This is a genomic window from Pseudomonas sp. LAMO17WK12:I10, assembly GCF_900215185.1.
In the GTDB taxonomy this organism is placed as follows: domain Bacteria; phylum Pseudomonadota; class Gammaproteobacteria; order Pseudomonadales; family Pseudomonadaceae; genus Aquipseudomonas; species Aquipseudomonas chlororaphis.
Genome location: NZ_OBDX01000024.1, coordinates 43,368 through 64,344 on the forward strand (window position 1 = coordinate 43,368; position 20,977 = coordinate 64,344).

Genomic DNA, 20,977 nt, shown 5'->3' on the forward strand with positions numbered 1-20,977 from the left:
CCTGCTGCAATCAAGGACGATGAATTGGCAACTTACAAACACCTGAGCTTCGAGCGCGAGAACCTTAATAACCCTCGGCGGACGAAAAATCCGCCCAAGTTTACAAAACGTGATGACTTGCGCGGTCATGGTCAGAAATTGAATGGCTACTTTGCCACGGCTGCAGGGGCTGCCCGCCGGCAGCACAAATCCGCTGAAAACTCACCCTTTGTGTTCAAGCTCCAGTACGACGGTGCGATGACCTTCGAGAATCTCCAAAAACATGGTCTGGAGTTCATCAGCCAAGAAGGTCGGCAGGTGTGTGTCGTGTTTGCAACCGAGGCCGGTTTGGCCATGTTCCAGGATCACCTGAACAAACTGGGTGTGCTCGGCCAAAGCGTTAGCTATAAGCAGATCCTGGAAGCAATCGAGGGAATCGATGCCTGGTCTGCGGAGGATCGCAAAAGCTGGGCGCTGCGGCATATCGGTCTGCCAGGTACCGATACATTCAAGCTGGATGTTGAGCTCTGGCCACACCACGTGGCCAACCATCCCACGCGTATCCGTCTTTGCGCCGCTTTTGAGAAGTGGCTTGCAGAGGCCGGCATCACGACGATCCACAAGCTTAATTACGACAGCCTGGTCATGTACCGCGTCGAGGTGAGCGAAGCCCAAGCACAAATGCTGCTGGATCATAGCGATGTACGCTTGGTGGATCTCATTCCGCAGACAGGCATCTCCTATCCCCAGTTGAACCGTGACATTGCTGAACTGCCGGGGAACATTCCGATGCCCGCCCAAGATGCGGCACGGATTTGCATCCTCGACAGCGGCATCAACACCAACCATCCCTTGCTCAAGTCGGCCATTGCTGAGAGCCAGTCATTTGTCGCAGATCAGGACGCATTCGACGAGGCCGGCCACGGTACCGCTGTGGCGGGCATTGCACTGTACGGAGATGTGGAAGCCTGTGATCGAAGCAATTTCTGGCGGCCCGAGTTCTGGCTATACAACGGTAAGGTGATGCGCAGGTGCCCAGTTACCAGCAATGCCGTGTACGACGAACATACAGTGGAAGCGACTCTGACTGAGGCCGTGGAGCATTTTGTCGGACTGGGCTGCAGGGTGTTCAACCTTTCGTTGGGCAATTCCAACGCACCCTACGACGGTACTCACATTCGAGGTCTGGCCTATATCCTGGACGTGCTTGCCCGCAAGCATAACGTCCTATTTGTCGTGTCGACCGGTAACTTTGTCGGATCCGAGGAGCCGACAGTTCCTCTGAACAGCTGGCGAGAGGAATACCCTGAGTATCTACTGCATGAGCGCAGCGTCATTATTGACCCGGCACCTGCACTGAATGTGCTCACTGTGGGAAGCGTTGCACGCCATGACGCCACCTATGACAGCCAGCGTTACCCTGAGATTCATCAGTTGACCCCCGCGTCTGAAAATCAGCCGTCGCCGTTCACCCGGCATGGCCCATCGGTCAAAGGCGCTTTGAAACCGGAGCTGGTGGCTCCTGGTGGGAACCTGGCCTGTCCAATGCACCTTCCGAACAATCAGTGGAAGGCCGACATGCGGGGGTTGGGCGTTCTGACGATGAACCACCAGTTCCAAGGCAGCACGCTGTTCAAAGAGATCAGCGGCACTAGCTTCTCTGCGCCCTACATCACCCACTTGGCAGGGCGGCTTCTGAACGAGTACCCCGACGCGTCGGCCAACCTTTTGCGGGCGATGCTGGTCAACCATGCCTCACTGTCTAGTGATGTCGAAACCACGTTCCCCGACGAGATGAGGAAGGCCTACAAAGCCAACAAGGCCACGTACAACCGTGAAATATCCCGCGATGTGGGCGGTTACGGCCAGGTAAGCGAGAGCGACCTGTTCCGATCCTCCGATCATTGCGTGGTGTTGATGTGCGAGGAGGCTATTGAGAAAGATACTTGCCAGTTCTACGAGCTACCTCTTCCGGTCTCGTATCTTCGCAAGACGAGGGGGCTCAGAGAGTTGAGCATCACGCTTGCCTACTCGCCTGCCGTCAGAACCACCCGGCTGGATTACCTTGCGACCCAGATCAGCTATCGGCTGGTTAAAGGCAATTCGTTGGATGAGGTTCAGACCTTCTTCAACAAGGACAAGCAGGATGAAGCCGATACGCGCAATGATGATGCCGCGCCAAACCGTGACATCTCCGCTCAGCTGAGAAGCCGGGGCACGGTGCAATCATCGAAGTGGACCTTTAAGCAGCGTAATCCTGCTGAAAAGTGGTACGTGGTGGTGATCCGCCAAGACCGTGAGTGGAACCACCCAGATGTGTTGGACAAAGAGCCGTATGCTCTGGTGGTGACTGTGGCTGACCGTGACAACGAACAGGCTCAGCTGTATACCGAGATCCAGGCCACCCTTGCAATTCAGGTTCAAGCACGCGAGGAGGCGAGACAGCGGGCAGCGCTATAATTGCGTCGTGGAGTGAGGCTTGTACTGATGTCGAGGTGAATCGCCCCGGCTTTTGTGGAGGCCGTTTCATTTAAGTCAGGCCGCCATGGCCTGACCTGTTTGTTGCTGGTGGAAGTTTGCCTCAGCCTCCGCAGGCGGGATATAGCCGATAGATCCCAACAGGCGCTGGTGGTTGTACCAGTGCACCCATTTCAAAGTCGCCATTTCTACAGCTTCGCGGCTCTTCCACGACTGGCGGTAAATCAGTTCGGCCTTGTACAGGCCGTTGATGGTTTCGGCCAAGGCGTTGTCGTAGCTGTCGCCCTTGCTACCCACCGAGGGCTCGATACCGACCTCAGCTAGCCGTTCGGTGTAGCGAATAGAAACGTACTGGGCTACCACGGTCGCTGTGATGAATCAGGGCACCCGTGCGATGCGGCTGCCGGGCATACAGGACTTGCTCCAGGGCATCCAGTACGAAGTCGGTCTTCATGCTGGTACTGACTCGCCAGCCGACGATCCGTCGCGCAAACACGTCAATCACAAAGGCCACGTACAGCCAGCCCTGCCAGGTCGACACGTAGGTGAAGTCCGACACCCACAACTGGTTCGGGCGGTTGGCATGGAATTGGCGCTGGACACGATCCAGCGGACAGGCCGACTTGTCGCCGGCCAGCGTTGTCCGCACGACCTGGCCACGCCTTATACCCTGCAATCCAGCTCGGCGCATCAACCGCTCCACCATGCATTTGGCTGCTCCGATGCCTTCTCGCCGGAGCTGCTTCCAGACCTTCCGCGCCATAGCACTGCATATTGGCGTCCCATACGCGAGGCGGAACCTGGTCCATTTTTTGATAGGTGGCCTGGACAATTCTCCAGAACAGTCAATCCTTTTTGGATGGGAAGCTTGCTCGTTACGGCCTAGGGACGGTCAATCATGTATATCTCCTCAAATAGTACTCCCTACCCTGCCGAAGTCTTCGTCCACGCAGACAAGCGTGGCCAAAGGCACTGCGTTGTGGTCTTGAAAGCGACTTTTGATGTAGCCCCCGATGGCTATTGCCGGCCAGCCGAGCAGCAACTCCCCTTGGTTTATGTCGACCAGCATTGGGAAGATCCAAGCTGCACCGCGTTGCGCTATGAGAGTGACTTCTCCCCAGTGAAGCCGAGGGCGGATGTCTTGATCGATGGCTATGCTGTGGATCCTAGTCAGAGTGGAGTGAAGGTGCTTGACGTGGCGGTCGCTGGGCCAGGTTTGATGAAGCGTGCCCGAATAAGTGGGGACAGAGTCTGGGTAGGTGGCCTGTTGCAAGAAATCTTAGCCTCGGAGCCGATTCCATTCGTATTGATGCCGTTGAGCTGGGATCGAGCCTTTGGCGGTTCGGATCTATCCCATGAGTCGACCTCTCGTCGAGGCTCTGAGTTGCGAAATCTGGTGGGGCGCGGTTTTCGGCTCAACGGTGGTAAGGCATCGGTACTGGGGAGTCTGCTACCGAACATCGAACGTCTGGACAGGCCCATGCGCTACTGGGATGACAAGCCAGAACCTATCGGTTTTGGCCCGGTCGGGCGTGCTTGGCAGCCACGGGTTAATTATTGCGGGACCTATGACCGGCACTGGATGGAGCAAGTGAAACCATTCCTACCGCAGGATTTTGATGACAGGTACTTCCAGTCAGCGCCGACTGATCAGCAGCTCGACAGGCTCATTCCGGGTAGCAGCTTTGCCTGTATGAATATGAACTTGAGGGGCAGATTCGTTGCACACCTACCAAATCTGAATGTTCCGATACGTTTCTGCTTTCAGAGTCGCTCCGAGCTGTTGACCCTGGTTGCGGACACATTAACTCTCCAACCTGGCCAGGATCGAGTAGTGCTGGCGGGACGCGTTAGCGTTCCCCTGCCGCGTAAGGTGGCTGCTCTGCAGGAAGTTCAGGTAGGCAGGCAGCTTTACGTAGAAGATGGATCGAAGAAACGCTACTCGGGTCTCAATGAGGCTATCGCAGCCCTGAGCAGGAGGTACTAGCGATATGGCTTCTTCCCTCAACGTCAGTTGCCTTGGCCTTGTTTCTGCAGTTGGTTTAACACCGGAAAGTACTTGTGCTGCCATGCGTGCGGGCTTGATCGGCTTCGAGGAAACGCCATTCAAGGACGACTCCGCCGAGCCGATCATTGGGGCAATGGTACCAATAGTGGATGCTGGGGTACGTGGCAAGGAAAGGGTCGCGGAGCTGATGATTCATGCCCTTGCTTGTCTGCCGGAACGACTTCCTTCAGATGTCTTTTGCTCCGATGCGCCACTGTTGCTTTGCACACGGGAGGCTGGAAGGCCTGGTGCCGAACTGCAAGGTGTCGTCGCCCAAGTTGAGTCACGGTTGGGCTTTTCCTTCTGTCGAGAAGGTGCGCGACACTTTCCAAGCGGGGCCGTGGCCGCGTTCGAATCCCTTGCGTATGCGAGGAGCCTGCTGGATGAGGGGGTGACAAAAGCTTGTCTGGTGGTCGCTGTTGATACGTTGATAGATGTCCGCACCTTGCACTGGCTGGACAATGCTAGGCGCCTGAAACGGGATGGCAACAGCGACGGAATAGTGCCAGGCGAAGCAGCCTGTGTTGCCTTGGTGACTGCCCAGCCGGTTTCACCTTCATTTATCGGCGTACAGGGGCTGGGGTTTGCCACTGAGACAGCAACGGTATTCAACGACGACCCCTTACTGGGCCAGGGGATGGCGCAAGCCATTCGTGGAGCACTGCGGGAAGCAGATGTTGAAATGCACGAGATTTCTTTCCGCCTCAGTGATGTGAGCGGCGAAGCCTATGCATTCGAGGAAATTGCGTTGGCCCAGTCACGCCTTCTAACGCGTACTCGTGAATCTCAGGATGTACTGCACCCAGCGGGCTATGTGGGAGACTGTGGAGCGGCGAACGGTCTGTTGCAAGTGGCCTGGGCAGAGCAGGCCATGGTAAGACGCTATGCATGCGGGCCTTTGGCTCTGGCTCATGCCACCGCTCCTTTCGGCGCGCGAGCTGCCGCGGTATTAAAGGGAGAGCACGATGGGACATAAGGTTTACGCGGGTGGTATGGCCATCGCAGGAAAGAGCGGCACTAATAAATCCATTGCGCGATTTCCCGATGTCTGCATGTCTCCTCCAGCCCCTCCGGCCGGCCCTATTCCCGTTCCATATCCTGATACCTCCCTGTCCGGTGACCTGAAGAAGGGTACTCGTACCATCAAGCTGGGCGGTCAGCCTGCTGCACTCGCTCAGCAGTCCTATTATCAGCCGTCGGCTTTGGGGGATGAGGCTGCTACTCGCGCTTGGGGCATGAATGTGCTGACACACCAAATTACTGGCAAGACCTATTTCCAGTCTTGGTGCCTGGATGTGATCTTTGAGGGCAAGAATGTTTGTAGGCACCTCGATCTGACTACCAGTAACCATGCAAGCGCTGGCTCGACCACTGTGACCGCACCAACAGGGGAGGACCAGACCAAGGCCTTGATAAAAGATGGCAAGTGTCCATGTTGTGAAAGGGACCTCCACCCAAACCAAGTCGACGCCAATGGCCGTCCCTATGATTTGATTTCCGAGGAGGAGTATTATGATAAGGGTGTAGCCACCATGCAGAAAAAGCTGGACAGCATTCCTAAAGATATAGCTGAAGGTAAATCGTATACTCAAGACCCAGCGACGCTGGAAATTGTGGTACAGGCTACCGCGAAACAGCTCGACGCCGCTAAGGCCGCACGGCAGATTGTTGCTGGTGCGCGGAGCATTGAGCCACCCTGTCAGAACTTGCACAAGCCCAAGGGAGAGAGGTGTGGCGCTCATTTCGACACGAAGCGCTCGCTCCGCAGCCTTGCTCCCGATAGCCTCGAAGAGAAGAGAAAGAAGAACTATGTGCGAGAGAATGTCCTTGGCTTCGATAACGATGTAAAGCAGTTGTGTCGTAAGTTATGGCGAGATAAAGGACATAAAATCTCAAAAAAGGCGCCGGTGAACCATATGACCCCACTCGACGCTGGAGGCTGCCCCACTAGCCAGGAGAACTTGGTTCCTTCTGACGCTTTGCCGCCGGAATGCCTTAAAGTCGATGTTGCTCAGACCAAACTCCAAGGGATTGGAGAGAAAGAATGGTAGCAAGGAAACCCTACGACCATTTGCTCTTTCTCTCGCGAGGAAGTGGCTTTCATTTTGTCTCTGCTCCGCCGCCCAACCTGCGCGATCTTGTCTATGATCAGGATCCGCGCATTGCCGTTAATGCAGTGCTTGCCAATGCCTTGGAGGGCGATTTCGATCATTTCACCAGGCTTATTGACCTTATGCGAACGCACGACGATGGTGTCGTATGGGGGGACTGTGCGGCTCTGTATTCCTATGCAGCGCCTTACTCGGCGCTTCGTGAAATGATGGAAGCCTTCGCACCGGTACTGTTTAGCGGCAGGGATATCGTCTCTCAGCAGTGGATCAGCGAAATTCTCTGTAAGAGTGGTGCTCTGTGGTGTGTACCCTATGTATTAAAGATCTTCCGACTCAATACCGAGCGAGAGCATTATTTCGCAACACCTATGTATCTGTCGCGTTTGCTTGAAGAGGAGCGCGACGACATTGCCAACGGCCCGCCGATCTTACCGAGGACGGATGTCTTACCCGAGTGGTTCAATATTCCCCTAGAGTATAATGACGATAGCTTTGAGGAGCGCGTGATGACCCGTCACTCCGAGCTGTGTGACTTGGTCGCTGAATCGGACCGCGCGGCCGTATGGGAAGGACGTCCTCTGTCGTTGGTAAGTATTGCAGAAAAGGCTCGTACACGAATTGAGGCCGGAGAAGACATCGAGGAAATTTCCATCGCGCGCGCATGGCTGGAGGCGACTACAGGAGAAAACTTTTCATCTTGGTATAACAAAGATAATCTACTAGCGAATCTAACTGCGTCCGCCCATGTCGAGACGTTGTTGCGTTCCAGGCGCTTAGAGGCTTTCATTCCCGGGCATCGCTATTTCTTTAGTCGCAGAATTCCAGATTGAAATAGCGACTCTTCAGAGCTAATTGTGGGAAATCATACCGCCCATCGAGCTAGCTTGGCTAAACGGGAGTCAAAACACTATGAACATAGTGCTGCCGATTCCGCTAGTTGTAGCGACTTGCAATCGAAAACGGCCATACTTTAAATCAACGCTATTTCAGGTTCGGATTAATTGCGATTGAAGCGTATCCGTCCGGCCAAGCCATCTACCCAGCCCCCGCAAAGCCATGACATGGTATGCACTTAAATTTAAGTGGGCACCAGTTCTAGGGAAGTTCCGATTAACTTGTCGGGCTTTGTCAGCCCATTTCTCCGTGTTACACGCGTAACTCGCCCATACCCATCAGCTGTTTTCGAACCAGAACTGTAAGCGTCCGGTAATTACACATTTCAACTTTGAAATGTCTGTGCGTTACCAGAGCACGTTGACTCCGGGCGGCTACAATTGGCCGGCTAATGTGCAGTTCAAATCATACTGTTCAGCCATGCTGACAATCCTGCGCGTACTTATTGCCACTGAGCCCTCTTTTGTCCATAGGAATGGATAGAACGACACGCACTGATCACCGCTCACACGCTGAATGTCATCGTGCCAGGATTCCCAGCGCAGGCTCTCATAGAAGGCCGCCGTACGATTGCTCACAGCCCATTCCAAGAAGGCCGTATAACCGATGCCCAAGGGTTCCCAACGCAGATTGTCGGGCGCCCAGTAGTACACCGCTCCCACATCATCACCCAAGCCGCCGCCGTTGATGGAAAAGCATCCACCTGCCGCGTCATCTGCTACCAGCAGATGCCCTTGCGCCCGTCCCTCGCTCCATCCCGCTAAGGTTCTTGTGAGTTTTTGATGACCTGAACCAAGAATACGAAGCCAGCCATGATCAATCAGTATCCCGCCAGTCTCAAATGCTATAGCGCCCAAAGTTGACTTGGTCGTTACCTGTAGCTGTAGGAGGACGCTGGTGTTCTTAGGTGAGGGCGGAAGCAGGTCGTAGGGGCGGTCGGCCTGCTCCAGCATCTCTCGTATGTAGATCATGGCTGGGTCATTAGTTTCAACCAAATCTTCTATGCATTTCATTAGCCAATCCTTGATGGCAAGAATTCTAAGTTAGACGGACATCCACTGATGCGGCAGTAACTTCCCGATCTCACTGGCCCGCGGCGTTGGCAGTCGCGTCAGCACATCTTTGAGATAGGCATACGGATCATGCCCATTCATGCGCGCCGACTGGATCAGGCTCATGATCGCCGCCGCCCGTTTGCCGCTGCGCAGCGATCCGGCAAACAACCAGTTCGAGCGACCTAGTGCCCACGGCCGGATCTGGTTCTCAACCTGATTGTTGTCGATGGGCACAGCTCCATCGTCCAGGTAGCGCGTCAGCGCTACCCAGCGTTTCAGGCTGTAGTCGAGGGCTTTGGCCGTGCCTGATCCGTTGGGCACCAGATCGCGCTGGGCCAACATCCACTCATGCAGTTTTTTGAGGATCGGTACCGCCAGTTCCTGACGTATTCGCCAACGATCTTCATCACTCATGTCCCGCGCCTGGCGCTCGACCTCGTACAAACCGCTGATCGAGTGCAGCGCTTGCTCGGCCAACTGACTTTTGTTCGCCACATGCAGATCGAAAAACTTGCGACGGGCGTGGGCCATGCAGCCGATCTCAGTGATGCCTTGCTCAAAACCAGCTTTGTAGCCAGCGAAGTCGTCGCAGACCAACTTGCCGCTCCAGTCGCCCAAGAAGTTGCGCGCATGTTCGCCAGCACGGCTTGGGCTGAAGTCGTAAACCACCGCGTTGAGCACCGAAAACGGCGTAGTGCTGTAGGCCCAGACGTAGGCCCGGTGGGTTTTCTTCTCGCCCGGCGCAAGCATTTGCACAGGCGTTTCATCAGCGTGAATCACGCCCTGGTTCAGCACAGCTTCACGCAGTGCATCGACCAGAGGCTGGAGCCGCACGCCGGTTTGCCCAACCCACTGGGCCAAGGTCGAGCGAGCGATTGCCAGCCCGGCGCGGCCAAAGATCTTCTCCTGCCGGTAGAGCGGCAAGTGATCGGCAAACTTGGCCACCATCACGCGGGCCAGCAGGCCTGCGGTCGGGATACCTTTGTCGATAACCTGCGCTGGCACCGGCGTCTGGATCAGTGTTTCGCACTGACGGCAGGCCCATTTGCCACGCACATGTTGCTCGACAATAAACACGCCCGGCGTGTAATCCAGCTTCTCGCTGACGTCTTCGCCGATGCGTTGAAGTTGGCAGCCACAGGCGCACTGGGTGTTTTCGGGTTCGTGACGAATCACCGTGCGTGGAAACTGCGGCGGCAAGGGCGTACGTTTCGGGGATTGCCGTGGTTCGGCCTGTGGCGAAGCGGGAAGAAGCTGTTTTAGCTCTGCCTCGATAGCTTCAAGGTCTGTATCGAGCAGGTCATCCAGCAAGCTGCCTTGCGCCGGGCTGATTTGCTCGCTCCGCTTGGCAAACTTGTGGCGTTTGAGCAGGGCGATTTCGAACGTGAGCTGTTCGATGATGGTTTCATCGTGCTGGATCTTCCTGCTCATCGCCTCGACCTGTGACTGCAACTGCAACGCCTGTGCCGCCAAGGCACGAAGCTGTTCCGGGGTCATCTGGTCGAGGCTGGGCGAGAAAGTCATGCCGCCGATTGTGCCAGAGCAGGCCCGAAACAACGACAAGCAGACCGGTCAAATGGCCGGCGGTTACAGCATGCTGATCACACCACCTACGCCAACTCGCTGCCACGGCAAGCCCAGTATCAACGCCTGGAGTTGTTCACTGTCGAGTTCGACCTCGCAACCATGGCGAATGCCAGGCCAGTGAAACTTGCCTTGATTCAGTCGTCTCGCGGCAAGCCAGACTCCCACGCCATCGTGCACCAGCACCTTCATCCGGTTGGCCCGGCGATTGGCGAACAGATAAGCGCAGTGCGGCTTCGCCGCACCGAACACCGCGATCACCCGGGCCAATGCCGTCTCGGTGCCGGCGCGCAAGTCCATCGGCTCGGTGGCCAGCCAGATTGCATCGATGCGAATCATTGAGCGACAGCCCGAATAAACTGAGCACAGCCCTCAGGATCCGAGGCTGGCCATTTCACCGAGATCACCTGCCCGGCCATGGGCAACTCTATGATCACTGACGCTTCGGCTGGCCGTTTAGGTGAGGCTTTTAGCGGGACGAAGGCTGGCAGTAAGGTTGTTGCGGACTGGTCTCGATAGAGCGGCATCCATTTGCGGATGACGTTGGCGTTGATGCCGTGGCTGATGGCGACACTCGACACGGTTGCACCAGGTTGCAGGCATTCCTGAACGACCTGGGCTTTGAACCGTTTGGGATAAGAGCTTCGTTGGCGCATGGAAATCCTGGCGATAAGGGCGATCGCGTCCGCTTAAAAATACGCGGACACCATCGCCCTTAATGCTGGAGTTCGGAAGGTGAGTTCGCCGGACGCTTACCCAGAACTGCGCCCTTTAGCGATGCAGTTGATGCTAACTCACCAAAGTGGCCCCGGTAGGCGCGTATGTCTTGCATTCATCCAAAAAATTGGGCTACCGTCATCGCTGTGCTAGTGCGGCGCATTGAAACCTGAGAGGGACGCACTGCTGTACTCATGGCTCTATCTAGCTGACGTTATCTGTCGTAAGCGAGCCGACCTTTACCACCGTAAGGTGCCCATATCTCGGGCGCCAAGGGGCAAATATGGCGATTTCCTTGATTCGCAGTCTCACTGCGTCTGTCGTTCGTAACGTTTCGGCATTGAAGCGCGATGCTAAACGTCTCCAGAAGCACTCCAAACTCGTATTTGGAACAGAGTACCCGCTTAAGATTTGCCAGCAGGCCGTGGCTGTTTCACGGGGGTTCCGTTCGCTCACCGATGTTGAGAATCTAGCCCAGCGTCTTGGTATGGATAAATCGACACCTTTCTGGACGATTCTTAGCCGCAACGATACGCATCAGGATGTGTTAGATGCGATCTATCGCCTAAACCTTGAATATACAGAGAACGGCCCAGTTGTCTTCACTGGCGAGCAGAAGTACTCCGTGCTTCCGGCTCTAGTTCTTTTTCTTGAGCAAATGAGTTTCAAGAAAATGCCGGGCCTGATTCTCATAGAGACAGAGGCCCCCTCAATTCAGGATACGCTCATTTGCGACGAAATAAAGAAACTTGAGGTTGAGGCGGTTCTCGAGGGTTTCCGTTCGTTGGATTTGCGAGAACGGAATTTACCGGTATCACTTTGCACCGAGGCCAGGTGCTGGGTTAACGCGATCACTGACGTATTGCCAATGGATCTTCAGACCTCGCTGAATAGAAACGGATGGTCGATAGGACTGGAAGTTAGCGCTAGGGAGAACGCAAAGTCGCGTCATCAGGTAAGTGGTTCAGCAGAGTTTGCAGCTATCCCGTTTTTCTCGGTGAAAGAGGCTGCATTTCACCTTACCTCAGGATATTCGTGGCCTTCTTGGATAGGTGAAGATGCCGCACGGTACACGTCTGAAATAGGTACGCGACCTCCAGAGCTCCATATGGAATCGAAGGACGCTGTACTAAATCTTATCAAGGCATTAGACAGTCGCAATTTCGGCCTGGGCGTGTCGTGCGAGCACGAGAGCCGGTGGCGTCCGCACATTGTTCTCTTTTCAAGAAATGACCCGGTGAGCGAGGTACTTGCAGGCGTAGTCCGTTCCTACTTTTCTTGGCGACAGCATCGAGATCATCACTCGCCAATCCTATATGTGTCTGATGGAGCAACGCCATATGCCCCTCGGTGCCTAAGCTTTGGCGGGCATACCATAGTGGTAAACGGGCTTGATTCGATTCCTGTGGGCGATGGTTCTGGAGAGTTTTACGGCTACAAAAATGCTCTCAAGGTGGTCGGTACTCCAGACGGGCTTCAGTTCATGGGCAAGCGAATCCCTTGGAAATAACTGCCAGCGAATAGGTGTAGATGGTGATCAGGTGAAGTTCCACGCTGAAGCTGATCGCCATCAGATTTAGACCAGACAGGTTTGCCGACATACATTTCCACTGACTGGTCAGTAGCAATGCAAATGGGTGGTCAAGTCCGTGCAATTACCCAGAAGGGGGCGGTGATCAGCTGATCATTGTTCCGCTGGGCCGCGCAGCGGCCCTAATTGCTGCAGCCACATCTCTTCAGTGTAGTGGTCAACTAATCCCGGACACTGCGTTAAGTTTCACCTCGGCCACTGCGGGCGCCAGCCCGCTATTGAATTGATGTGGCCCTTGCCAGTTGTACCTCTGCATCAAAAACCGACCGATATCCTGCTGTGCCAGCGATGCACTCATGCAACCCACGCTCGGTATCTATTCTGTTTTCAGGCTGCGAAACAACCGTTCCATCGGTGCATTGTCGTAGCAGTTTCCGCGTCGGCTCATGCTTTGCGTGAAGCGATAACGCCGCGAAAGCTTCGGCTACCGTATTAGCTTTCTTGGTCACTGTGAAACAGCACATTCTGGGGGCGGCCACTCGTTAGGACTGAACCATCAAAAGAGCCAGTCATTTGCTTCCTCAGTCTGTTTGGAGGCGTTTATAGGAGAGCGCATCAGCCATTGATCAAGGCAAGCTGGAACACTGCTAAAACGACTTCCAGTACTAGTGAGAAGCTCAGCACCCTTTCTCTCAAGCCCCAAAGGGTAGACGACAGATGCGCTTTCATCGACCGTCGTTCGAGAATATCTGCCAACTCTCCTTCACGACTTTCGACATTTCAGTCGCAACTGGCTATTCGGCATACGAGACATGCTCGCCTCCTGATCACACCGAAGTGGGCAAGAGAATGACTGAGCTATGCAGCTCGACAGCACCTTGGGAGCGTTGTCGGGCCATCCTGCTTACCAAGGGAGAGGCACAGCGTTCGCGCCATTCCTGCCAATGAACTGAGACAGTGCGCCGTTCTTAACAGCTCCCTGCCCGTTAATACGAAAGTTCGATGTCATCAGCACGCAAGCCTTGACTGCGCGGGTGACCCCTACGTAATGCAGATTTAGGCATTGGATTTCATTCTCGAAAATAACCTGACCGTATGTTCCCGGCGGATAACGGCGTGTCGGGATCACGTGATCGTAGAGATCGGCATGAAAAACCAGATCGAACTCCAGCCCTTTGGCCTTATGCAGCGTCATGATCTGAATGGCATTGTGATCAGGGCTTTGAAACCACCGGAGTTTGTCGGCATCCCCGCAAACAACCCCAAGCTCTATCGCGCCGTCCGCTGACGGCTGATGTCCTAGCAGGCATGTGGCGGCATTCAACACGGTCTGAACCAGATCGCAATCCAAACAAGATTTACAACTCAGTACCGCTCTACGAAGCGCGTGCCGTTCGTGGGGGGCGGGCTTTAGCAAACTAGCTCGATCAATCAGCGCTTCGGCAGTCATCTGAGGGTCGTAACGCAGTCTCAGCAAATCCGAGAAAAGGCTTGCCTCGGCCCCCGGAGTAGTCTCGAAAGGGCTCTCCTCGACAAGATGGTGTACAAGCCCCAAGTTGTCAGCAATCAACCGCGCAGAATGCTGATGCCGACACAAAATAGCGACCTTGTCGGCCGAGGCCACTTGATAGTGCTGCATGAGATGAGGAATGGCGGTCTTCAACCAAGTGCCTATCGCACGTTGGTCACCCTCGACCGCCTTGATGAACACCCGCACATCGTTTGTCGGAGCGATTGGATGGTTCGGGTTGAGCAGACGAAGTGCAAAATCGTTGATGGACGAATGGCTGCGGAAGTTCGTGGTAATGGCAAAGCGCGCAAAGCCGCTACCTTCCGCCGTTAGTGCCAGCAGATACCTGGGGTCCTTGTGCGCGAATCCGTAAATGGACTGATCACTGTCGCCGACCGCAACAGCCATTAACCCCAGAGCTTGGAGCTTTAAAAACAACTGATGCTGGAAATGTCCGCTGTCCTGATACTCATCGATATACACAGCCCGATACCGTGCCACGAGATATTTCTGACAGGCCGGGGACTGTTCGACGATGTGGCGGGCAAGCATGCCAACAGCTTCCAGCGGGACGAACCCCTGTGCCAGAGCCCGACGCAAGAAAGGCAGGAAATCCACTGTGTTGGCGACGGTCGCGTCTTGGATAGGCATTGCTGGCAGCATGCGCGTCACCGACTCAGGCAGCTCCCTGAGCTTGGTCGTTTTTGCATCAGCGGAGACAACCATCAACTGCCGCACGAACGGAAAAACGATCTCGCGAAGGCAGAAGTCATCGATCGTGCCGAAAAAAGAGCTTTTCACATCAAACGCGTCAGCTCTGCAGCGGCGCTCCAGCTCATCGCTTGCCTTGTTCGTGAAAGAAATGGCGATAATGCCTTGATAGGGACGCAACTCAGATACAAAGTTGCGAACCTTGCGTGACAGGACGCTAGTTTTCCCACTGCCGGGACGTGCGACGACAACCATGTTGCCCTCAAACTGAATGGCCTGTTCTTGTTCCGCACTGGGCGTAAAGGTGGTCATCGCTAGGCTTGCTCAGCTGCGTTCAGACAATAAGCCAGCGGTTTTAACAAGTTCCCCTGTAATGGTGCTTGGAGCCGCGGCCCGCAGTGCTCAAGGAACTGCTGCATGCGGATAGCTTTCTTGCCTTGAAGGTATTCGATAGCTTGAGGCAATGCATGGCCATTGAACCCAGCCAGCAGATCTGGGAGCTCGATTGCAATGTCGTTCTCAAGATCGATTTGCGAGAGGTATATGCCAAAAGGGGCGACAGCAGCACTCACCGTTTGCCAAGTGCCATCGGCCAAACAGGTGGCATGGTCATATGGCAAAGGGCGATGTGTCTGGGGAGGCATACCTGCTAGCGACAGAGCACGGTTGATACCCGCCACATGGCGATGCGTCACTTGTGCTCCCTGAGGACCAAGCAAGATGCTGGAGATGTCATTGTCGGTTCGCATGGCCCATGGGATCTCCAGGGCGTCCAACACGCGTTTATAGACCTGAAATGCAACTCCGTCGACAGACAAAAGCGATATGTTGCTGTGATCAAGATCGAAGTTGTGAGCTCGTGCCAGTGCGGCGTAGAACAGCATTTCGGACGGCCCCTCGACCAGCATGACTGCCGACGCAAAAAATGCTTCCGCGGGAAGGATACTGATTCGGTAACCAAGCCCCTCCCATGCACTGTCGATGCAGGCAGAGCACCCTCGACTGGCGGCGTAAGACGCCCCGTTGTCTCGCAACAGCCGGACAATAGAGTCGGGTCGGTAACTTGCGGCGATCTGAGGCGAGTGCGAGGTAACAATGGTCTGGCCGGGCAGCGCACTGATGAGATAGCTTGCCAGTTTGCGCTGCTGGTGAGGGTGTAGGTGGGCTTCAGGTTCTTCGACGCAATAGATCACCACCTCGCTGTTTTGATCGTGTTCAAGCACGCTCTTGGCCTTCCACAGGGCGAGCAGGATTTGGTTATTACGACCGTCTCCTCCAAGCATCACGCGCGAACCGTTGGTGCTTGCCCCCAGCTCCAATTGTTCGATGAACTGTTCGATGCCTATTGCGCCGGTATCTAGTGACACGTTGTACCCAGCGTGATGATGGGAAAGCGCCCTCAGTTCGTCGTTGAGGTCTTTCGTCGCTTCAGCTACGTAGTGCAGGCTCCTAACCCCGTCGTTTACAGACTTCAGTAACTCATTAAGCGCCTGCAATTGCTCAGTATCGGCCTCCGTCTCTGGCTGGCTGCGCGCGCTCTGCGCGAGGCGCAGCAAGTGCCGCTTTTCCGAACGGATATATCGCACAAGGTCACGCTGGGAATGGATGTACTTCAGATGCAGGTACTTCAGATAGAAGCGGCTAGGAATAACCTCTAGCGCATCAGCAGAATGGCCAGCAGCAATCTCATAGCGGTAATCCGGGCTGTAGCCGCGAAACTCAAGGAAAAAATGACCATCGGCACTGACAAGACCCTTGAGCTGAGAAAGGACGGCGTCCTGAGTCACTTCGGAGAATGCTATTTGGATGGAAAACGAGTCAGCCTGAGTACCGTCTTGCACGCAATGGAAGTCATGAGTCGACGGTTCGATATCCGCGTCTGACAAGCTCTTGTCTAGCAGAAGTCGCAACGCATGGACCATGTTGGTTTTGCCGACGTCATTGCTCCCAATCACCAAGCTGTTTTTTGCCAGATTGATGTGCGCATCAGCAAAATTTCGATACCGCTTCAGTTCGACGTAGTCAATTTTCATAGGGGCCGGAGAGCTGCCTGCTGTCGTTATTATGGGGTGTCGACGATGGAGCCCAGTTATTTGGACGGCCATAATCTTGGGCATATAGTTCGCAGAATCATGCTAGTCCGCGATGTATCAAAGAGCCAGCAGTGCGCCCCTGAAAAGGCAACCTCCATTTTGTCCAAGCCCAATTCGGGGGCAGAACAGATTGAAGTGAGTCACGGTGGAAACTAGGGACAATGGGTATCTGCGTCCAGTTGGATTGCAAAATGCCATCCGTCCTAAGAGCATACATAGTCATACCCGGCGACGGCCTAACCGCTCGTCTTCCACCGATTTCCTTCAGTCTCATACGGAGCAAGAAATGTACTGCACCCATTGCAGCGCATCCCACGAAGAGCTTGATCGCTTCTGCCGTCAGTGTGGAAAAAGCCTGGCTGCCTCGCCGCAGCACAATTTAGCCAATTCTGGGGACCATAGCTTCAACGCTGGTCAACACAACGTGTTCACCGGGAATACGATCAATCTGGAAACAGATCGAATTAATTCTGAGCCGCAGGCTTACATTGATCGAATCAAAACTCGTCCTCTGACGGTTGCAGGGCATCCGGTTAAGGCCGCTTGGCTCACTTTCTTAGGCGCTCTTGGAATAGTGGGAAGTATCGCTAGTATTTGGAGCGTCTGGCAGTCGACAACTCAGTACTTCTGGATATTCATGATGGGGTTCAGCATGGTGACGCTACTGGTGGGCATGTGCCTGAGTCGCCAGCGCTTCACACGTCTGTCTCAATTTCTCACTATCGAGTCGAACAAAGCCGGCGATGTGTTTCTCACCAAAATTGAAGGCAAATGCCCTAAATGCGACGGTATATTGAAGCTGCGGGATATTGGCGAAAAAGAGCAAAGAACTACGATTGTGAGATGCACCCGCAATCCTGCTCATTCTTGGCTGTTTGACCCGACAATACTGGGCGAGCCTGGTGTCGAAGATTCTAATTAGCCGCAATTGGAGGGGCTGCAACCATCAACAGCTCGAGAGCGGATCAAGTGTTTTGGGGTGGCACATCAACAGGAAGCAAACTGAGCAAGCCATACAAGGTCACCACTGAATATTGGAGTGGAGATGGCGAGATTCAAATTCCTGACGAAGCTCCTCCGAAAGCTCGGTGTTGACGTAGGAGCCTCCGTCTACCTGAATCCCCCAATTTTATAGACATCTCCCAATGATGGGTAATCGCACAGACTTGCCCCCCCATTTGTATTCGACCTGACCAGTCATTTGCCTCGTATTTGACCAGCACGCTGCGTGGCCATGACCGGCAGAGAACGACCCATTGCAGCCCCTCACGCTGCAATGGTCGGCCACTCGGCCCATCATTAGGGTTCGCTTTGGGCCGATATGCGAGCGGCAGCTTCTCTGCGGCATGGGCGGCGAGTCGATCCGCGACAAGGAAAACCGCTTCGACTACGAATATATGACCGACGACAAAGTATGACCTGTTACATGATCATGGAAGTTGAGGGAACCACCTGATAGGTTGACGCGGTTTTCTGCTGGCGTTGCGCTAGTCTTCTAGGGGAATCCAGAGAGAGATAGCGATGCGTCTGGTCATGTTGCTTGTGGTGTTGTGCTTGGGTGGCTGTGCCAAGGATCTCACTGGGAAGGAGCCAACCACACATGAAAGTTTCGCCGAACCGAAAATAACCTACCTCGGCGTCGGTGGCTGGCTGCTGAAGTGGAAAGGCGAGGAACTGCTTTTCGCACCGTCTTTCAGCAATCCAAGTTTTCCCCCAATCCTCGTGGCAGCCAATCACAAGCGAATCGATGATTACATGCCGAAGACGAAGAACGTAACCGTTCTGCTGATTGGTCATTCGCATTACGATCATCTACTCGATGTCCCTGTGATCATGCAGAAGTACACACCCAATGCCACCGCCTACGGACCGGTCACCGCTGGCCACATCCTTGCTGCGGAGTCACTGACGAGTCGGTTCGTGGACATGGAAGCGAAGATGATCCCGGTCGAGCGGGATGGCCATGCCGTACCTGTCGTTGTGAGGTCGAATGATGAGCGCTGGGAACCTAACGGGCACTTCCGATTCCTCGCCATCCAGTCTCAGCACGCACCGCACTTTGCTGGTATCGATTTCCTGCCTGGAGACTATGACCACGAGGTACTGAGAACACTCCCCAAAACGGTGTTCGGCTGGCGCGAAGGCACCACCATGGCCTGGCTGGTCGATCTGCTGGACGATGATTACAAGACCGTAATCTACCGCATCCACTACCAGGACTCAGCCAGCAATCCACCGTACGGTTTTCCACCTATCCTGCCGGACAACAAGGGCGTCGATGTGGAGATCATCTGCGCGGCGTCGACAGACCAGGTCGAGTTGTACCCCGAGGCTCTGCTGAAGATCACTAAGCCCCAGAAGCTGCTTATCGGGCACTGGGAAGATTTTTTCGGGAACGATCCGCACCACCCACAATTGCTGCGCGCACAGAAAGGGGAAACCCCTCTGTTCGATCGCCTGAAAAAGCAATATCCCGAAGGCCAAGTCGTCGCACCCTATCCGCTTACCGACGTTGCTCTGCCACCTCTGCCAAAGCAGGAATAATATCCGCGCCGGCGGTAACCCGAAACTCTACTCGCGCCAGCGGATGACTGTACGGCTTTCCTGCTGCTGGCTGCTTTCTGGTATTGGCCTATGTCATCGGCATACCATCGTCGAAATCGGGGCTGAGTCCGATCTGGCAAACAGCATTGGCACTCCCTCGTGTTTGCCATTCGGAAGCCCGACTGCCCAATCTCGAACCAAACCACTGGGGAGCAGTCGGCGGCGATTCTGGCCGGCCAGGACAGCACACAGCATGCCGCCCTAACAGGTAGGGTTCTGCAGCTTGGGGCAGCGAGTCACCGGTGGCCCTTACGTTGCGGGATACCTCGTCGCTGCGGTACATCAAGCCACCCTGAGTTCGGCTCAGAGCTTTCCTTTGATCGCAGGTTTTATCGAAGTCGCCGGCTTAAACAAATCCTTTGTGGTTCTGTAAATGCCGAATTCGATGGGCTGCCCGCTGGTTACAGTGATGCTCATGACGTTCGAGTGAGCCCCGTAGTAGGAGTTTTTCCTGATCGTGGATTTGTACTGAAGTCCACCGTTGGATTCTGGCTTGGGGGGTTCGTAGTAGAACTCCAAGGGCCAGTCGGGTGTAAATTGGTTGATAGGACTGGACATGAGTTCCTGGATAACGACCCGGTTACCGTTGTTATCAGATATTTCCATGTCGGCGCAGTACGAGGTGTGCATGTCGCCGGTTAGGAATACAACATTGCTGATGCCATTCTTCAGTATGTGCCCTAGGATTTTTTCTCGTTGAGTCGTATAGGCTGGGGAGCACCATTTATCCTGCCCCGGATTCTTCACAACACCCACGAAGGGCACGCTGGTAACAATAAACTTAGTGTTGTTTTTGTACTGGGTCATCCAGGCGAGCAAGCTTTTGAGCTGCTTGTCATCGATCATCTGGTTTAGGCTGGATATGCGTGCGGTACGGGTATCCAGTACGAAGAATTGAACGTCGCCATAGTTGAAACTGTAGTAATACTGGTCCGGGGCGCCAAGTGTCAACGGGTTGTGGGAGTGCTGGAACTCCCAATAGGCTTTGAGTGCGATGCGCGGCAGGGTACTGCCGCTCCCCCCTCGATCATTTTCGAAGTCATTAATGATCTCGTGGTCGTCCAAGATCATGTAATGCGGTAACTCCGTTAGTACCCGCTTGGCGGGGACGCAGTCATCCCAAGCGTCCAGATACTTGTCCCGGTAATGCTCCAGACTGGCCTCAGGCTTGAGCGGAATATCGGCATATATCTGATCTCCGGCATGAATCATAAAACGCGCTTGGGTTTTTGCCGCGACTCTGGAGATGGTTACCCAGGACTCGTCTGGCTTTTCCAGGACGCCGAGTGAGTGCAGGTTGCAGGAGCCGAGCAGAAAGGTGAAAGGCTGCTTGTTCGTTTTCGGGAATGTCTTAAACCGGCCTTCGGTATAGGCTTCCCTAATGCGTGCTTCTGGCGGGTCTTTAAGTGATTTTGCAAAGGCAACTTTGATCTTGTAATCAGTATCAGCGGTCAATCCGTTGAATTCATGAACCGCGGTAAAAAACTCAGGCTCCTGGGTCTGGATAGAAATCTCATCCAGCTTCTTGTCGTTGGTAGGGTTGATTAACTGAACGAAAGCGACTGGCCAGCGTTGTGATGCTCTAATCCAGATTTTGGTGGTCGTGTCCGTAGTGTGTCCCAGAATAAGTCTCGACATTCGAATGTTCCTTTTGTAGGCGGTT

General features: G+C 54.6%; 16 protein-coding genes and 2 pseudogenes. 9 read left to right on the plus strand and 9 right to left on the minus strand.

What is annotated here, in order from left to right:
• Positions 1–24: 24 nt before the first annotated feature.
• On the plus strand, positions 25–2,439 hold the full coding sequence (locus tag CRO75_RS23485; protein ID WP_097138568.1) for a S8 family peptidase: 2,415 nt from the start codon (positions 25–27) through the stop codon (positions 2,437–2,439).
• A 75-nt stretch (positions 2,440–2,514) separates the two neighbouring features.
• On the opposite strand, the pseudogene CRO75_RS23490 reads toward CRO75_RS23485, so the two are convergent.
• Positions 2,515–3,248 (minus strand): annotated as a pseudogene (locus tag CRO75_RS23490) (IS3 family transposase); the annotation flags it as partial.
• Positions 3,249–3,355: 107 nt separating this feature from the next.
• On the opposite strand from CRO75_RS23490, the gene CRO75_RS23495 reads away from it, so the two are divergent.
• From CRO75_RS23495 to CRO75_RS23510, 4 genes are read left to right on the plus strand one after another with little or no spacing between them, the layout of a single operon-like run.
• Entirely contained in the window at positions 3,356–4,444 is a 1,089-nt protein-coding gene (locus tag CRO75_RS23495) for a DUF2169 domain-containing protein (RefSeq protein WP_097138570.1), read from the plus strand.
• A 4-nt stretch (positions 4,445–4,448) separates the two neighbouring features.
• Entirely contained in the window at positions 4,449–5,480 is a 1,032-nt protein-coding gene (locus CRO75_RS23500; RefSeq protein ID WP_143504023.1) for a 3-oxoacyl-ACP synthase, read from the plus strand.
• Entirely contained in the window at positions 5,470–6,555 is a 1,086-nt protein-coding gene (locus CRO75_RS23505; RefSeq protein ID WP_097138574.1) for a DUF4150 domain-containing protein, read from the plus strand. Before CRO75_RS23500 ends, CRO75_RS23505 begins: the two co-directional genes overlap by 11 nt.
• Entirely contained in the window at positions 6,549–7,445 is an 897-nt protein-coding gene (locus CRO75_RS23510; RefSeq protein ID WP_097138576.1) for a hypothetical protein, read from the plus strand. Before CRO75_RS23505 ends, CRO75_RS23510 begins: the two co-directional genes overlap by 7 nt.
• 438 nt (positions 7,446–7,883) lie before the next feature.
• Here CRO75_RS23510 and CRO75_RS23515 read toward each other — a convergent pair whose 3' ends face one another.
• From CRO75_RS23515 to CRO75_RS23530, 4 genes are all read right to left on the minus strand, one after another.
• Positions 7,884–8,522, minus strand: a complete 639-nt coding sequence (locus CRO75_RS23515) for a DUF2625 domain-containing protein (protein ID WP_097138579.1) — start codon at positions 8,520–8,522, stop codon at positions 7,884–7,886.
• Positions 8,523–8,552: 30 nt separating this feature from the next.
• The gene (locus CRO75_RS23520) at positions 8,553–10,088 is read right to left on the minus strand and encodes an IS66 family transposase (protein WP_097138580.1); all 1,536 of its coding nucleotides are present in this window, start codon (positions 10,086–10,088) and stop codon (positions 8,553–8,555) included.
• A 63-nt stretch (positions 10,089–10,151) separates the two neighbouring features.
• Complete coding sequence (tnpB, locus tag CRO75_RS33325) at positions 10,152–10,487, minus strand: IS66 family insertion sequence element accessory protein TnpB (RefSeq protein ID WP_143504025.1); 336 nt, start codon at positions 10,485–10,487, stop codon at positions 10,152–10,154.
• Positions 10,484–10,804 (minus strand): transposase, encoded by a 321-nt coding sequence (locus CRO75_RS23530; protein WP_097138583.1) that lies wholly within the window; start codon positions 10,802–10,804, stop codon positions 10,484–10,486. Before CRO75_RS23530 ends, tnpB begins: the two co-directional genes overlap by 4 nt.
• Positions 10,805–11,148: 344 nt before the next feature.
• On the opposite strand from CRO75_RS23530, the gene CRO75_RS23535 reads away from it, so the two are divergent.
• Positions 11,149–12,375 carry a hypothetical protein gene (locus CRO75_RS23535; RefSeq protein ID WP_097138585.1) on the plus strand — a complete coding sequence of 409 codons (1,227 nt, stop codon included), beginning with the start codon at positions 11,149–11,151 and terminating at the stop codon, positions 12,373–12,375.
• A 238-nt stretch (positions 12,376–12,613) separates the two neighbouring features.
• Here the strand turns inward: CRO75_RS23535 and CRO75_RS23540 are convergent.
• From CRO75_RS23540 to CRO75_RS23550, 3 genes and pseudogenes are all read right to left on the minus strand, one after another.
• Positions 12,614–12,918 (minus strand): annotated as a pseudogene (locus CRO75_RS23540) (integrase core domain-containing protein); the annotation flags it as partial.
• 382 nt (positions 12,919–13,300) lie between these two features.
• Positions 13,301–14,929 carry an ATP-dependent helicase gene (locus CRO75_RS23545; protein ID WP_097138587.1) on the minus strand — a complete coding sequence of 543 codons (1,629 nt, stop codon included), beginning with the start codon at positions 14,927–14,929 and terminating at the stop codon, positions 13,301–13,303.
• 2 nt (positions 14,930–14,931) lie between these two features.
• Positions 14,932–16,650, minus strand: coding sequence for an AAA family ATPase (locus tag CRO75_RS23550; protein ID WP_097138589.1), 1,719 nt, complete (start codon positions 16,648–16,650; stop codon positions 14,932–14,934).
• Between the two features lie 346 nt (positions 16,651–16,996).
• Between CRO75_RS23550 and CRO75_RS23555 the strand changes: the two genes are divergently transcribed.
• From CRO75_RS23555 to CRO75_RS23560, 3 genes are all read left to right on the plus strand, one after another.
• Complete coding sequence (locus CRO75_RS23555; RefSeq protein ID WP_097138591.1) at positions 16,997–17,632, plus strand: hypothetical protein; 636 nt, start codon at positions 16,997–16,999, stop codon at positions 17,630–17,632.
• Positions 17,633–17,966: 334 nt separating this feature from the next.
• Positions 17,967–18,128, plus strand: coding sequence for a hypothetical protein (locus CRO75_RS32895; protein ID WP_158539507.1), 162 nt, complete (start codon positions 17,967–17,969; stop codon positions 18,126–18,128).
• Between the two features lie 103 nt (positions 18,129–18,231).
• Positions 18,232–19,254 carry an MBL fold metallo-hydrolase gene (locus CRO75_RS23560; protein ID WP_097138593.1) on the plus strand — a complete coding sequence of 341 codons (1,023 nt, stop codon included), beginning with the start codon at positions 18,232–18,234 and terminating at the stop codon, positions 19,252–19,254.
• 363 nt (positions 19,255–19,617) lie between these two features.
• Here CRO75_RS23560 and CRO75_RS23565 read toward each other — a convergent pair whose 3' ends face one another.
• Positions 19,618–20,952, minus strand: coding sequence for an alkaline phosphatase D family protein (locus tag CRO75_RS23565; RefSeq protein ID WP_097138595.1), 1,335 nt, complete (start codon positions 20,950–20,952; stop codon positions 19,618–19,620).
• Positions 20,953–20,977 lie beyond the last annotated feature (25 nt).